Source organism: Comamonas sp. NLF-1-9 (assembly GCF_019195435.1).
Lineage (GTDB): Bacteria > Pseudomonadota > Gammaproteobacteria > Burkholderiales > Burkholderiaceae_C > Comamonas_C.
Window position 1 is genome coordinate 2,412,533 of sequence record NZ_CP078069.1, and the last position, 12,700, is coordinate 2,425,232.

At 69.0% G+C, this 12,700-nt stretch carries 16 protein-coding genes and 1 pseudogene; 6 read left to right on the forward strand and 11 right to left on the reverse strand.

From position 1 onward, the window contains the following. Window positions 1–3: 3 nt before the first annotated feature. Entirely contained in the window at window positions 4–1,257 is a 1,254-nt protein-coding gene (locus tag KUD94_RS11570; protein ID WP_218237356.1) for a nucleoside recognition domain-containing protein, read from the forward strand. 238 nt (window positions 1,258–1,495) lie between these two features. Here KUD94_RS11570 and KUD94_RS11575 read toward each other — a convergent pair whose 3' ends face one another. The 4 genes from KUD94_RS11575 to KUD94_RS11590 all read right to left on the reverse strand — a co-directional run bounded on the left by KUD94_RS11575 (window position 1,496) and on the right by KUD94_RS11590 (window position 4,188). Beyond that, the gene (locus tag KUD94_RS11575) at window positions 1,496–1,921 is read right to left on the reverse strand and encodes a DUF3293 domain-containing protein (protein WP_218237357.1); all 426 of its coding nucleotides are present in this window, start codon (window positions 1,919–1,921) and stop codon (window positions 1,496–1,498) included. Between the two features lie 13 nt (window positions 1,922–1,934). Next, the gene (locus KUD94_RS11580) at window positions 1,935–3,122 is read right to left on the reverse strand and encodes an acetyl-CoA C-acyltransferase family protein (protein ID WP_218237358.1); all 1,188 of its coding nucleotides are present in this window, start codon (window positions 3,120–3,122) and stop codon (window positions 1,935–1,937) included. Window positions 3,123–3,144: 22 nt separating this feature from the next. Continuing rightward, window positions 3,145–3,924, reverse strand: coding sequence for an enoyl-CoA hydratase/isomerase family protein (locus KUD94_RS11585; protein ID WP_218237359.1), 780 nt, complete (start codon window positions 3,922–3,924; stop codon window positions 3,145–3,147). A gap of 93 nt (window positions 3,925–4,017) precedes the next feature. Further along, on the reverse strand, window positions 4,018–4,188 hold the full coding sequence (locus tag KUD94_RS11590) for a hypothetical protein (RefSeq protein WP_218239322.1): 171 nt from the start codon (window positions 4,186–4,188) through the stop codon (window positions 4,018–4,020). Between KUD94_RS11590 and KUD94_RS11595 the strand changes: the two are divergent. After that, window positions 4,178–4,402: pseudogene (locus KUD94_RS11595) on the forward strand (TetR/AcrR family transcriptional regulator); the annotation flags it as partial. The gene KUD94_RS11590 and the pseudogene KUD94_RS11595 overlap by 11 nt on opposite strands. On the opposite strand, the gene KUD94_RS11600 reads toward KUD94_RS11595, so the two are convergent. Next, window positions 4,401–4,853, reverse strand: coding sequence for a PACE efflux transporter (locus KUD94_RS11600; protein ID WP_218237360.1), 453 nt, complete (start codon window positions 4,851–4,853; stop codon window positions 4,401–4,403). The pseudogene KUD94_RS11595 and the gene KUD94_RS11600 sit on opposite strands and share 2 nt — an antisense overlap. A gap of 74 nt (window positions 4,854–4,927) precedes the next feature. Between KUD94_RS11600 and KUD94_RS11605 the strand changes: the two genes are divergently transcribed. Next, a complete protein-coding gene (locus KUD94_RS11605) occupies window positions 4,928–5,479 on the forward strand; it encodes a shikimate kinase (protein WP_218237361.1) in 552 nt (183 codons plus the stop codon). A 20-nt stretch (window positions 5,480–5,499) separates the two neighbouring features. Here KUD94_RS11605 and recX read toward each other — a convergent pair whose 3' ends face one another. Together recX and recA are read right to left on the reverse strand one after the other, a co-directional pair. Further along, entirely contained in the window at window positions 5,500–5,988 is a 489-nt protein-coding gene (gene recX, locus KUD94_RS11610; RefSeq protein WP_218237362.1) for a recombination regulator RecX, read from the reverse strand. Between the two features lie 122 nt (window positions 5,989–6,110). Next, window positions 6,111–7,220, reverse strand: coding sequence for a recombinase RecA (gene recA, locus KUD94_RS11615; protein ID WP_255568784.1), 1,110 nt, complete (start codon window positions 7,218–7,220; stop codon window positions 6,111–6,113). A gap of 123 nt (window positions 7,221–7,343) precedes the next feature. Between recA and KUD94_RS11620 the strand changes: the two genes are divergently transcribed. Both KUD94_RS11620 and KUD94_RS11625 read left to right on the forward strand, forming a co-directional pair. Continuing rightward, entirely contained in the window at window positions 7,344–7,817 is a 474-nt protein-coding gene (locus KUD94_RS11620; protein WP_218239282.1) for a MarR family winged helix-turn-helix transcriptional regulator, read from the forward strand. A 98-nt stretch (window positions 7,818–7,915) separates the two neighbouring features. After that, window positions 7,916–8,590, forward strand: a complete 675-nt coding sequence (locus tag KUD94_RS11625; protein ID WP_218237363.1) for a response regulator transcription factor — start codon at window positions 7,916–7,918, stop codon at window positions 8,588–8,590. 5 nt (window positions 8,591–8,595) lie between these two features. Here the strand turns inward: KUD94_RS11625 and KUD94_RS11630 are convergent, their stop codons facing one another. Further along, window positions 8,596–8,958: a hypothetical protein gene (locus tag KUD94_RS11630; RefSeq protein WP_218237364.1), complete on the reverse strand. Its 363-nt coding sequence runs from the start codon at window positions 8,956–8,958 to the stop codon at window positions 8,596–8,598. Window positions 8,959–9,167: 209 nt separating this feature from the next. On the opposite strand from KUD94_RS11630, the gene KUD94_RS11635 reads away from it, so the two are divergent. After that, a complete protein-coding gene (locus tag KUD94_RS11635) occupies window positions 9,168–10,622 on the forward strand; it encodes a sensor histidine kinase (protein ID WP_218237365.1) in 1,455 nt (484 codons plus the stop codon). A 22-nt stretch (window positions 10,623–10,644) separates the two neighbouring features. On the opposite strand, the gene KUD94_RS11640 is transcribed toward KUD94_RS11635, so the two are convergent. The 3 genes from KUD94_RS11640 to KUD94_RS11650 are packed head-to-tail and all read right to left on the reverse strand — an operon-like array spanning window position 10,645 to window position 12,683. Beyond that, the gene (locus KUD94_RS11640) at window positions 10,645–11,340 is read right to left on the reverse strand and encodes an SPOR domain-containing protein (RefSeq protein WP_218237366.1); all 696 of its coding nucleotides are present in this window, start codon (window positions 11,338–11,340) and stop codon (window positions 10,645–10,647) included. Between the two features lie 3 nt (window positions 11,341–11,343). Beyond that, a complete protein-coding gene (locus tag KUD94_RS11645) occupies window positions 11,344–12,162 on the reverse strand; it encodes a biotin--[acetyl-CoA-carboxylase] ligase (protein ID WP_218237367.1) in 819 nt (272 codons plus the stop codon). Then, window positions 12,159–12,683 carry an SET domain-containing protein gene (locus KUD94_RS11650; protein ID WP_218237368.1) on the reverse strand — a complete coding sequence of 175 codons (525 nt, stop codon included), beginning with the start codon at window positions 12,681–12,683 and terminating at the stop codon, window positions 12,159–12,161. Before KUD94_RS11650 ends, KUD94_RS11645 begins: the two co-directional genes overlap by 4 nt. Window positions 12,684–12,700 lie beyond the last annotated feature (17 nt).

A 12,700-nucleotide genomic window follows, 5' to 3' on the forward strand; every position in this document is an offset into this window, starting at 1 on the left:
CCCATGGCGCTCAATTTCGTCTGGGTCGGGTTCTTTTTGCTGGCCTTTGCCAGCGCCTGCGTGCGCTGGTGGCTGGGCGATGTGGACATCTTCCAGCGCCTGCTCGGCGCGATGTTCGACGGCGCGCGCTCGGGCTTTGAAATCTCGCTCGGCCTGGCCGGCATCATGGCCTTGTGGCTGGGTCTGATGCGCGTGGGCGAAAAGGCCGGCATGGTCGAGCTGCTGGCACGCCTGGCCCAGCCCCTGCTGCGCCGCCTGTTCCCCGAAGTGCCCGCCGGGCACCCGGCGCAGGGCGCGATGACGCTGAACATCTCGGCCAACCTGCTCGGCCTGGACAACGCCGCCACGCCCCTGGGATTGACCGCGATGCGCGAACTGCAAACCCTCAACCGCGAGGCTGAAAGCACGGCGAGCAACGCGCAGATCATGTTCGTGGTGATGAACACCGCCGGGCTCACGCTGATTCCGACATCGGTCATCGCGATCCGCCAGAGCGTTGCGCTGCAGCAGGGCATCACCAGCGGCTTCAACGCCGCCGACATCTTCCTGCCCACGCTCATCGTCACCTTCATCGGCCTGCTCACCGGCGTGCTGGCGGTCGCCATGGCGCAGCGCCTGCCCTTGTGGCGCGCACGCCTGCTGCTGCCGGTACTGGGCGTGGCAGGCGTGCTCCTGGGCAGCGTCGCGCTGCTCGCGCGCCTGCCGGCCGAGCAGGCCGCGCGCATCGCGGGCAGCACCGGCGCCGGCGTGATCCTGGCCATCGTCGCACTCTTCCTGGTCGCCGGCGTGTGGCGGCGCATCAATGTGTATGACGCCTTCGTCGACGGCGCGCGCCAGGGCTTTGACGTGGCGGTGCAGATCGTGCCCTACCTCGTTGCCATCCTGGTTGCCATCGGCGTGTTCCGCGCGGCCGGCGGCATGGACGCCATCCTCACCGTGCTCGGCCACGCCATCGGCGCGCTGGGCTTGCCCACCGACTTTCTGCCCGCCCTGCCCGTGGGCCTGATGAAGGTGCTCTCCGGCGCCGGTGCGCGCGGCTTGATGATCGACGTGCTGCAAACCCACGGCGTCGATTCCTTCGTCGGGCGCCTGGCAAGCATCATCCAGGGCTCGACCGAAACCACCTTCTACGTGCTCGCGGTGTATTTTGGCAGCGTGGGCGTCAAGCACACGCGCCATGCGCTTGCCTGTACGCTGCTGGCGGATGCGGTGGGGTTGATCGCCGCCATTTTTGTCGGGTATGCGATGCTGCGTTGAGGCGGCGCGTGCGCGACTTTTGCATTTGTCTCTTGCAGGTATTCATTCAAGCTAGTCGTAGTAGTAAGTGGCCTGCCTTCCGTGGGACAAGTGCACAAAGCACTGCAAATTCAAGGACTTGGCGCAAGCACAAGCGGGTCTTGCAGCCGGCCGCAAGCGGTTGCAGCTTTGGGGACAAATCCGGCCAACGGCCCGGTCCTGTGGACAAGTGCCTGCTTGTCCACGTCCGATTCATGACTTATCCACAGGCCGTGAAGACCAGGCCGGGTATGGCGTCCTGGGCGCTGAACACCAGCGCGATCTGACCCCATTGCCTGGCCAGTTGCAGCGCCGCTTCTCGCGCAAGGCCGGGTACCAGCCAACTGGCTTCTGCGGGCCAGCCGTTGAGTGGGTGCTGACCCAGGCCGGGCAGCGGGGCGTAACCGAGGCGGCGCAGCTGCGTCAGCAAGGCCTGGTGGCGCTGGGCGTTGGTGGCCGGCTCCAGCAGCTGGCTGCCGGGGTTGGCTGCACTCAGGAAGGCGCTGCATTGCACCCGCCGGCGCTGGTGCAGGGCGCGCAGCGCAGCGCTGGCCTCGCCTATGCGCAGCACGAAGGGCGCGTCGCCGCCCACCCGGTATTCGGTCTCCAGATAGGCGGCGAGCAGTTCGGCGGGGATCGCGGACACGGCCGCGCCGGGTTCAGACCCGCTCGAAGATGGCGGCGATGCCCTGGCCGCCGCCTATGCACATGGTCACCAGCGCGTAGCGCCCGCCGGTGCGCTGCAGCTCGGCAATCGCCTTGGTGGTGATGATGGCGCCGGTGGCGCCCACCGGGTGGCCCAGCGAGATGCCCGAGCCGTTGGGGTTGACCTTGGCCGGGTCCATGCCGAGTTCCTGCGTGACGGCGCAGGCCTGGGCGGCGAAGGCTTCGTTCGCCTCGATCACGTCGATGTCGGCGAGCTTGATGCCGGTGCGCTGCAAGACCTTTTGCGTGGCGGGCACCGGGCCTATGCCCATGTAGCTGGGGTCTACTCCGGCGTGGGCGTAGCCGACCAGGCGCGCCAGGGGCTTCACGCCCAGGGCCTGCAGCCGGTCGCCGCCGACCAGCACCACGGCGCCCGCGCCGTCGTTGATGCCCGAGGCATTGCCTGCCGTCACCGTGCCGCCCTCCTTCTTGAACACCGGCTTCATGCCGGCGAGAGCCTCTGCCGTGGTGTCGGAGCGCACGTGCTCGTCGGTGTCAAAGACGACGGTGCCCTTGCGCGTCTTGATCTCGATGGGGACGATCTGCTCCTTGAAGTGGCCGGCAGCAATCGCGGCGGCGGCGCGGCGGTGGCTTTCGGCGGCGAGCTGGTCTTGCATCTCGCGGCTGATCTTGTAGCGCTCTGCGACGTTTTCCGCCGTCACGCCCATGTGCAGCTTTTGCCAGGGGTCGTGCAGGATGCCGATCATGTAGTCGACGAGCTTGGCGTCGCCCATGCGTGCGCCCCAGCGCGCGGCGGTGTCAAAGAAGGGCCCGCGGCTCATGGATTCAGAGCCGCCGCCGACGGCCGCATCGCAGTCACCCAACTGGATGGCCTGGGCCGCCGAGACGATGGCTTGCAGGCCCGAGCCGCACAGGCGGTTGACGTTGAACGCCGGGGTTTCGATGGGGCAGCCCGCGTCGATGGCGGCCACGCGCGAGAGGTAGGCGTCGCGCACGTCGGTAGGGATCACGTTGCCGATGACCACCTGGCCCACGGCCTTGGGGTCGATGCCGGCGCGCTGCATCGCCGCCTTGACCACGGTGGTGGCGAGCTGGGTGTTGGGCACGTCCTTGAGCGAACCGCCAAAACTGCCGACGGCGGTGCGGGCGGTGCCCACGACAAAGACTTCACGTTGGGACATGGGGAACTCCGTTCATCAAGGGTCAATGGCCGCGAAACACCGGCGGGCGCCGCTCGAAGAAGGCCTCCAGGCCTTCGCGCAGATCGTCGGTGCCGGCGCAGGCTTCAAAGGATAGTGCCTCGGCCTCCAGCTGGCTTGCCAGGTCGCGGTCAAAACTTTCGCGCATCAGGCGTTTCATGCGGCCATAGGCCAGGGTGGGGCCGCTGGCCAGGCACCGGGCCAGCGCCTGCGTGGCCGTTTGCAGTTCACCGGCGGGCAGCACGCGGTTGATCAGGCCCAGGCGCAGCGCGTCTTCGGCGCTCAGGCTCTCGCCCAGCAGCGCGATCTCCAGCGCGTGGCGCAGGCCGGTCAGGCGCGGCAGCGCCCAGGAGCCGCCCAGGTCGCAGTTGGTGCCCAGATTGATGTAGGCCAGATTGAACTTGCTGCCTTCGGCCGCGAGGACGAAGTCGCACATCAGCATCAGCGACAAGCCGCCGCCGGCCGACGCGCCATGCACCTGGGCGATGATCGGCGCGTCCATCTGGTGCATCAGGCGGATCGCCTCGTTCAGCGGGCCGAGCAGCGTGCGTGCGCCTTCGACCGGGTTGGCACGCAGCACGGCCAGGTCGCCCCCGGCGATGAAGGCGCGGCCCGCGCCCTTGAGCACGACGGCGCGCACCGTGTTGTCCGCCGCAATCTCGCGCATCGCGGCGAGGAAGGCGAGCGCCATCTCCAGGTTCAGCGCATTGAGCGCCTCGGGGCGGTTGAACTGCAGCGTGGCGATGGCGCCCTCACGCGAGACGAGCAAGGTGTCGTCGGCCATGGTAACTCCTCAAAAAATAGCTGACAGCGCTTGTCTGGCGGGCGCTGCAGGCCGATTTGGCTTGAAATCATCACATTGCGCCGACAGCCCGGTTCAACGATACATCGCCTCGATCTCCGGCGCATACGCCTGGTAGATGCTTGCGCGGCGCACCTTCATCGTGGCGGTGACCTCGCCATCGTCGTGATCGAGTTCCTTGGTGAGCAGGCAGAACTTGCGGATCTGCGCCACCTGGGCGAGCTGGGCATTGCCGCGCGCCTGCATGCAGGTCTATGCCGAGATCGTGGTGCAGCCCTTTGGCGTGCGCCTGATCCGCGTGGGCGACGAAGAGGTGCCCGAACCCAGCCGGCGCGAGCACAGGCGCATGAAGTCCGAGATCGACCTGGCCTTTCGCCGCCTGGTCGCGCTAGGCGTCGAAGAGGGCTCCATCGCTGCGTGCGACCCCAAGATCATGGCCTTCGTGATCGCCGGCGTGCTCAAACGCCCGCCTGTGCCGAAGCGGGCAGCCCGAAAAAGTGGTCGAACCCCCAGTTGAAGACGTAGGTGTAGACCAGGAAGAAGACCACCAGCGCGCCTTCCATCACCAGCGCCTGCCAGAGCGTGACCTCGAACCACCAGGCCATCAGTGGAATCAGGATCAGCGCCAGCCCGCCCTCAAAGCCGATCGCGTGCGCCACGCGCCGCGCGACCGAGCGGCCCTTGACGCTCTGGCGCGCCTCCCACCATTCGAAGGCGGCGTTGAAGGAGACGTTCCAGAGCACCGCGATGACCGAGGCGGCGACCGCCATCACGCCGGATTCGCCCGGCTGCTGCCCTATGACGATGAAGAGCAGGCCGGATGCGATGATGGCGATGATCTCGTAGATGGTGACGTAAATCACCCGGCGCCAGGGGCCTTGCAGCCCCGTGGCCTGATGGGAAGCGGACATCGGGCGAGTATAAAAAGCGTCGCGCGCCCTGCGCGGGCGCGCGAGCGACAGCAACTTTTGACGGAGCATAGGCTATGGCAACGCGCTGCACCCTGGTGGGCATGCCGGGTTCGGGCAAATCCACGGTGGGCCGCCACCTGGCGCGGCGGCTGGGCTGCGACTTCGTGGACATGGACCAGCAGCTCGAGCAGCGCCTGGGCTGCAGCATCCGCAGCTACTTCGAGGCCCAGGGCGAAGCCGCGTTTCGCGCGCACGAAGCGGCGCTGCTGGCCGAGCTGGCCGCGCAGCCCGGCGCCATCGTGCTGTCCACCGGCGGCGGCGTGGTGCTGCGCGCCGACAACCGCGCGCTCTTGCGCACGCACTGCGCGCCGGTGTTCTACCTGCGCGCCAACGCCGACGAAATCTTTCACCGCCTGCGCCACGACCGCAAGCGCCCGCTGCTGCAGGTGGACAACCCGCAGGAGCGCCTGCGCCTGCTGTTTCGCGAGCGCGACCCGCTGTACCGCGAAGTGGCGCACTACGTGATGGAAACCCGCCGCGCCAGCGTGCAGGCGCTGGTGAGCAGGGTGCAGATGCAGCTGGACATGGCCGCGCCTGGCGGGCCTGGCAAGCCGATCGCTGACTGAGTATTTCGCGCGCTGCGGCTTCAGAGCCCGTGGTCGGGCTCGCAGCCGGATGCCGCCTGCGACCCGCCCGCGAGCGCGAGCGCGCGGCGCACGGTCTCGCCAGAAAAACCCCGGGCTGCGAGAAAGCGCATCTGGCGCGCGCGTTCGCGCGCATCGGCGGGCACCGGGCCGTCGCCAAAGCGCTTGCGCCAGACCGCCAGCGCCCGCGCCAGCTCCGTGCCCGCGAGCTGCTCGGCGCTGGCGCGCAGCAGCTCCTCGCTCAAGCCCTTGCTGCGTAGCTCTTGCAGCACGCGCTGGCTGCCCAGCAGCGGCGCGCGCCGGTGCAGCAGCGACTCGGCCACGCGCGCCTCGTCGATGAAACCCTTGGCGGCCAGCGCGTCCAGCAATGCCGGCAGGTCCTCGCCCTCTTGCACATGGCGCGAGAGCTTGGCCATGAGTTCGGCGCGCGAATGCTCGCGCTGGGCAAGCAGGCGCAGCGCGCGGGCCTTGAGCGTAGGGGGAGACTTCATCTATGAAAATAGGAGCTGCTGGCGCTTGTGCAGCAAGGCTTTGAGGCAGATTTGACCAAAACTACAGACCCGCAGGAAGCACCCGCGGGCCTGTACCCGGCGCCGCGCCGCAGCACTGCGGCCTACAGCTCTGCGGCTACCGGCGCGTCCTTGGCCGGCTTGTCGGCCTTGTCGGCTTTGTCGTCCTTCCTGGGCTTGCCCAGCGTCGGCAGCAGGGCGATGCCCAGGCTGGCGCGCACCTTGTTCTCGATCTCGTGGGCGAGGTCAGGGTTCTCGCGCAGGAATTCGCGCGCGTTGTCGCGCCCCTGGCCGATCTTCTCGCCGTTGTAGGCGTACCAGGCGCCGCTTTTTTCCAGAATGCGCGCGTTCACGCCCATGTCGATGATCTCGCCCTCGCGCGAAATGCCCTCGCCGAACAGGATGTCGAACTCGGCCGTCTTGAACGGCGGGCTGACCTTGTTCTTGACCACCTTGACGCGGGTTTCATTGCCTATCGCCTGGTCGCCCTTCTTGAGCGTGCCTATGCGCCGGATGTCCAGGCGCACGCTGGCGTAGAACTTGAGCGCGTTGCCGCCCGTCGTCGTCTCGGGGCTGCCGAACATCACGCCGATCTTCATGCGGATCTGGTTGATGAAGATCACCATGCAGTTGGTCTTCTTGATGGTCGCGGTGAGCTTGCGCAGCGCCTGGCTCATCAGCCGCGCCTGCAGGCCGGGCAGCGAATCGCCCATGTCGCCCTCGATTTCGGCCTTGGGTACCAGGGCGGCGACCGAGTCGACCACGATCAGATCGACCGCGCCCGAGCGCACCAGGCTGTCCACGATCTCGAGCGCCTGCTCGCCGGTGTCGGGCTGGCTGATCAGGATGTCGTTGACGTTGACGCCGAGCTTTTGCGCATAGCTGGTATCGAGCGCGTGCTCGGCGTCGATGAAGGCGCAGGTGCCGCCCTGCTTTTGCATTTCGGCAATCACCTGCAGCGTGAGCGTGGTCTTGCCCGAGCTTTCCGGCCCGTAGATCTCGACCACTCTGCCGCGCGGCAGGCCGCCCACGCCCAGGGCAATGTCCAGGCCGAGCGAGCCGGTGGAGACGACCTGGATGTCCTCGATCGCCTCGCCCTCGCCCAGGCGCATGATGGTGCCCTTGCCAAACTGCTTTTCGATTTGCGCCAGCGCTGCGGCCAGGGCCTTGGCCTTTTCGGCTTGTGCGGGGGTGCTCTTGCTTGCTGTGTCCATGCTGAACTCCTGCTGAAGGACGGTGAATACTGGATGGTTGAACAGTAGTGTAGGGTCGATAAAAGAAATTTCCACAGATAATTGGTCAGTTTGCCTGACAATCAAGCCGTGCCCCAAACCCCCATGCCCGACGAGCGCTGGCGCCAGTCCCATCTGGGCCGGCTGCTCGGGCATGCCGCGCGGCGTTTTGACGCGCGCGTGCTGCAGCTCATGGCGCGTGACGTGCAGGTGCCGCTGGCGCTGTCCAATCTGGCGGCGCGCGACAAGGTGGGCGCGGCGCACGTGCACATCACGCGCCACTTGTCGCTGCGCGGCGACCGCCTGACCGACCTGGCCGAGCGCGCCGGCATGAGCAAGCAGGCCATGGCCACGCTGGTGGCGCAGTGCGAAGCCTGGGGACTGGTCGTGCGTGAGCCCGATCCGCACGACGCGCGCGCGCGCATCGTGCGCTTCACTCCGACCGGCCTGGCCTGGCTCGCGGCCTTTCGCGCCAGCGTGGAGCGCGCGCAAGAGGAATTTCGCGCGGAAGTGGGCGACGAGGTGGCCGCCGTGGTCTTGCTCGGCCTGGAAGCCTATGGCGCGGCGGCGGGGCGCTGAGCCGGCGAGCGCCGGGCTCGCCTAGAATTTGGGCACTCGAAGGCGCTCCAGCGCCCGCCGTGCTGCCCCCAGCATCCCGCACCAGGAGACAGTCCCGCATGCGCATCCTCATCGCCGAAGACGATCAGGTCCTCGCTGACGCCCTCTTGCGCTCGCTGCGCGCGGCCGGCGCCGTGGTCGACCACGTGGCCAACGGCAGCGAAGCCGATGCGGCCCTGATGACCAACCACGAGTTCGACCTGCTGATCCTGGACCTGGGCCTGCCGCGCATGCACGGGCTGGAAGTGCTCAAGCGCCTGCGCGCGCGCTCCTCGCCGCTGCCGGTGCTGATCCTCACCGCCGCCGACAGCGTGGAAGAGCGCGTGCGCGGCCTGGACCTGGGCGCAGACGACTACATGGCCAAGCCGTTTTCGCTGCAGGAGCTCGAGGCGCGCGTGCGTGCGCTCACCCGCCGCAGCCTGGGCACGACCTCCAACGTGCTGCGCCACGGGCCGCTCACCTACGACCAGGTCGGGCGCATGGCCAGCCTGGACGGCGAAGTGGTGGAGCTGTCGGGGCGCGAGCTCGGCGTGCTCGAGGTGTTGCTGCAGCGCGCCGGGCGTCTGGTGTCCAAGGACCAGCTCGTCGAGCACCTGTGCGAGTGGGGCGAGGAGGTCAGCAACAACGCCATCGAGGTCTATGTGCACCGCCTGCGCAAGAAGATAGAGCGCGGGCCGGTGCGCATCGCCACGGTGCGCGGCCTGGGCTACTGCCTGCAGAAGATAGAAAGCTGAGCCGGCTACTTTGCCGGCGGCAGCGGCAGCACGCGCAGCTTGGCGACGTAGGGCTCCACGCGCAGGCTGTCGGCCTTGAGCACGCTCACCTTGTGCAGCGGCGCCAGCTCCAGCGCGCCGTCGGCGTTCTTGCGCACCGCGTACTGCCACAGCGTCAGCGCGCCGCGCTCGGCCAGCGCCTGGCCGATGGCGCCGGCCTCGGCGCGCGGCGCCAGCGCGTCCTCGGGCGGCACGGCGACGATCACCTCGTCGCGCGCGGTGATCAGCTTGAACAGCGCGGGATCGCTCGCACCCGCCATGGTGCTGGCCGAGCCCAACAGCCCGGCGATGGCCAGGCCGGCCAGCCTGGTCCTGGTTTGCTCTCTCATGGTTTCCCCTCTCCTCTTGTGTAGCGGCATGCTAAAGCGCAGGCCGCTTTTTGTGCAGTGCCGTCTGCGGGAAATTTGTGAAAAATTGCAGCGCCGCCCCGGGCCGGCTGTTCGATGGAACTGCACTACCATTGCCCGCCTATGGACCCCAGGCGCCGCCCTTCGCGCATGGACCCGCCCGGGCGGCGCGGGTTGCACCGGCCCGCGCCATGAAGCGCGCCGAGCAGCGTTCGCTCTTTGGCGAGATCCTGGACTGGATGCTCACCCCGCTGCTGCTGCTGTGGCCCATCAGCCTGGCGCTGACCTGGTTCGTCGCTCAGGACCTGGCCAACAAACCCTTTGACCGCACGCTGGAATACAACGCCTACGCGCTGGCCGAGCTGCTCACCGTGCAGGACGGCCTGGTGCGCGTGAACCTGGCCAACACCGACGCCGGCGTGCTGCGCGCCGACGAATCCGACGTGGTCTACTTTCAGGTGCGCGCGCCCAGCGGCGCGGTGCTCGCCGGTGAACGCGATCTGCCCGAGCCGCCGGCCGACGCCCTGGTGGCCGCCGACGAGGTGCAACTGCGCGACGACGAGCTGCGCGGCGCCGACGTGCGCGTGGCCTACATCTGGGTGCACCTGCCCCGGGCGGGATTTCGCCCCGCGCTGGTGCAAGTGGCCGAAACGCGCTCCAAACGCAGCGTGCTGGCGACCGAAATCATCAAGGGCGTGCTGCTGCCCCAGCTCTTCGTGCTGCCGCTGGCGCTGCTGCTGGTATGGCTGGCGCTCACGCGCGGCATCAAGCCGCTGCACCAGCTCGAAGACCGTATCCGCCGGCGCAAACCCGGTGACCTCTCGCCGCTGGACAACAAGGCGGTGCCGCTGGAGGTGGCGCCGCTGGTCGATTCGGTCAACGACTTGCTCGAGCGCCTGCATGAATCGGTAGCCACGCAAAAGCGCTTCCTGGCCGACGCCGCGCACCAGCTCAAGACGCCACTTGCCGGGCTGCGCATGCAGGCCGACCTGGCCCAGAGGCGCGACACCAGCGCCGAAGAGCTCAAGAAGTCGCTGCTGCAGATAGGCCGCGCCTCGGTGCGCGCCACGCACGCGGTCAACCAGTTGCTGGCGCTGGCACGCGCCGAGGGCGGCGCCAGCACGCTGCAGCGCCAGCGCCTGAACCTGGCGCAACTGGTGATCGACGTGGTGCACGACAGCGTGCCGCGGGCGCTGGCCAAGCACATCGACCTGGGCTACGACGGCGCGCCGCCCGAGGCCCCGGGCGTGTGGATGGAGGGCAACGCCACGCTGCTGTCCGAGCTGGTGCGCAATCTCTTGGACAACGCCATCAACTACACGCCCTCGAGCGACGCCAGCCCCGGCGTGGTCACGGCGCGCGTGGTGACCGACCCCTTTGGCCAGGTGCTGCTGCTGCAGGTGGAAAACTCCGGGCCGGGCATTGCCGAAGAGGAGCGCGACCTGATCTTCCAGCCGTTTTACCGCTCGCTCGGGCACGAAGCCGACGGCTCGGGCCTGGGCCTGTCCATCGTGCGCGAGATTGCGCGCCAGCACCGCGCCAGCGTGCAACTGGACCAGCCCCATCCGGGCAGCGCCCAGCCGGGCACGCGCTTCACGGTGCGCTTTGCGCCGCTGGCCCAGCCGCGCGGATTGCCCATCGCGTGAAGGCTGGCGGCCGCCGGCCTGCTCAGGAACAGGCCTGCAGCGGGGTGTCGTCCCAACGCAGGGCCAGCGCATCGAGCTGGGCGCGCAGCCCGGCGGTCGCTGCGGGCAGCACCAGGGTGTAGCGCGGCTGGGCGGCACGCTCCTGCACCACGCGGGCGGTGCGCACGCCGCGCGCCACCAGGTCGGCCAGCCCCTGCTGCGCCGCCTCTTCGCTGGCAAAGCGCCCGAGCGACAGACCCGGCTCCAGGGCCGGCCCGGGGCGGTCGAAGGCGAGCTTGAGCGCGCGCAGCTCGGCGCGCTTTCTGGCCAGCGCTTCTTCGTCGGCAAAGCGCCCCATGTAGACCATCCAGCGCGCCGGCACCTCGCTCGGCTCCAGCGTCCAGCTGCCCGCGGGCAGGCTGGCCAGGGCGCTGCGCAGGCCTTTCGCGCGCTCCTCGTTCAGGGGGCCGGCTTGCAGGCAGGCCGCGGGCTCGGCCGCAGCCTGTGCGAGCGCGGCTGCGGCGGGCGGCGTGTCGGCCGGGGCGTGGGCCGCAGGGGGCGCTGGCCTGGGCCTGGCGGGCGGCAGCAGCTCCAGGTTCTGCGGCGCAATCTGGCGCTGCAGGCGCTCGGGTTCGGCCTCGCCGTGCGGTGCCAGGCCCCAGGGCTGCAGCTGGCCGCTGCTCCAGGCGTAATAGCCCAGATTGGCCAGCAGCAGCACGAGCACGGCCAGGCGCAGCATGGCTCAGGCTCCGGCGCCGCAGCTGCGCGCGGGGCGCACGCTTACTTCAGAGCTGGTAATGCGCTGCAGCCCGCCCGCCGTGGACAACTGCAGCGCGCCGTCGTCCTGCACGCCGCAGGCCGTGCCCTGCACGCCGTTGCTCAGCTGCACCATCCGGCCCTTGAGGTAGTCGCGCCGCGCAAAGCGCGGCTGGAAAGGGGCGAAGCCGCTCTCTGCAAAGCCCAGCAGCGTGCGCACCACCGGCAGCGCGCAGCGCAGCAGCGCGGCAGGGCCGTCCAGGCGCGCATCCACGTCCTGCAGGCAGGCCGCGGGCGTGCGCAATCCCTGCGCCGGGGGCGGCTGCAGATTGATGCCCATGCCGACGATCACGCAGCGCCGTCCGCTGCCGTCGGCCATCTCGGCGGTTTCGATCAGGATGCCGGCAAGCTTGCGCCCGTCGTCCAGCCACAGGTCGTTGGGCCATTTGAGCTGGATGCGTGCCTGCCCGCTGCCGGCCGCCGGCCATTGCGGCTGCAGGCTCTCGGCCAGCGCCACGCCCACGGCCAGCGACAGGCCCGACCAGTCGCGCGGCGCATAGGGCAGGCCGATGGAGACGGCCAGCACGTCGCCCGCCGCGCTGTACCAGCTACGCCCCTGGCGCCCGCGCCCGGCGGTTTGTTCCTCGGCGATCAGCACGGTGGGCGCAAGCGCCCCCCTGCGCGCGCGGCGCAGCAGCTCGGTGTTGCTTGAATCAATGGTGGGCGCCACTTCGATCACCAGCGCCGGCAGCAGCGGCGCAAGCTGCGCGCGCAGCAGCGCCAGCGGCCAGTCGCCCGCGCTCATGCGCGCCGGCTCCCGGAAGCGGGCTGCAGCGGGCGCCAGCCGCGCTTGGGCGCGAGCATGGTGCCGCGGCAGTGCGGGCTGCCGCAGCGGCAGGCGTATTGCGCCTTGAGCTTGCTGGTGTAGCGCTCCTCGATGATCAGGCCGTAGTCGTAATTGAGTTCTTCGCCGGCGGCAATGTCGCGCAGCGCGGTGATGAAGATGCGGCCCTCCTGCTCGTCGGCCCAGCAGTTGGGCGCGCAGCTGTGGTTGATCCAGCGCGCGGCGTTGCCGCCGACATTGGCGTCGATCACGTGGTCTTCATCGACGTGGAAGTAGAAGGTGTGGTTGGGCTCGTTCGGGTCGTGCGGGTGGCGCCGCTGCGCTTCGTCCCAGGAGATCACCTCGCCCAGGTATTCGATGATGAGCTCGCCCTCGGCGATGTCTTGCAGCGCAAACACCCCCTTGCCGTGCACGCCCGAGCGGCGCACCTGGATGCGTCGCCCGCGCGGGGCCTGGGGACCGGGGGAGGATGGCTGGGACAAAATGTCTGCTACCTTGT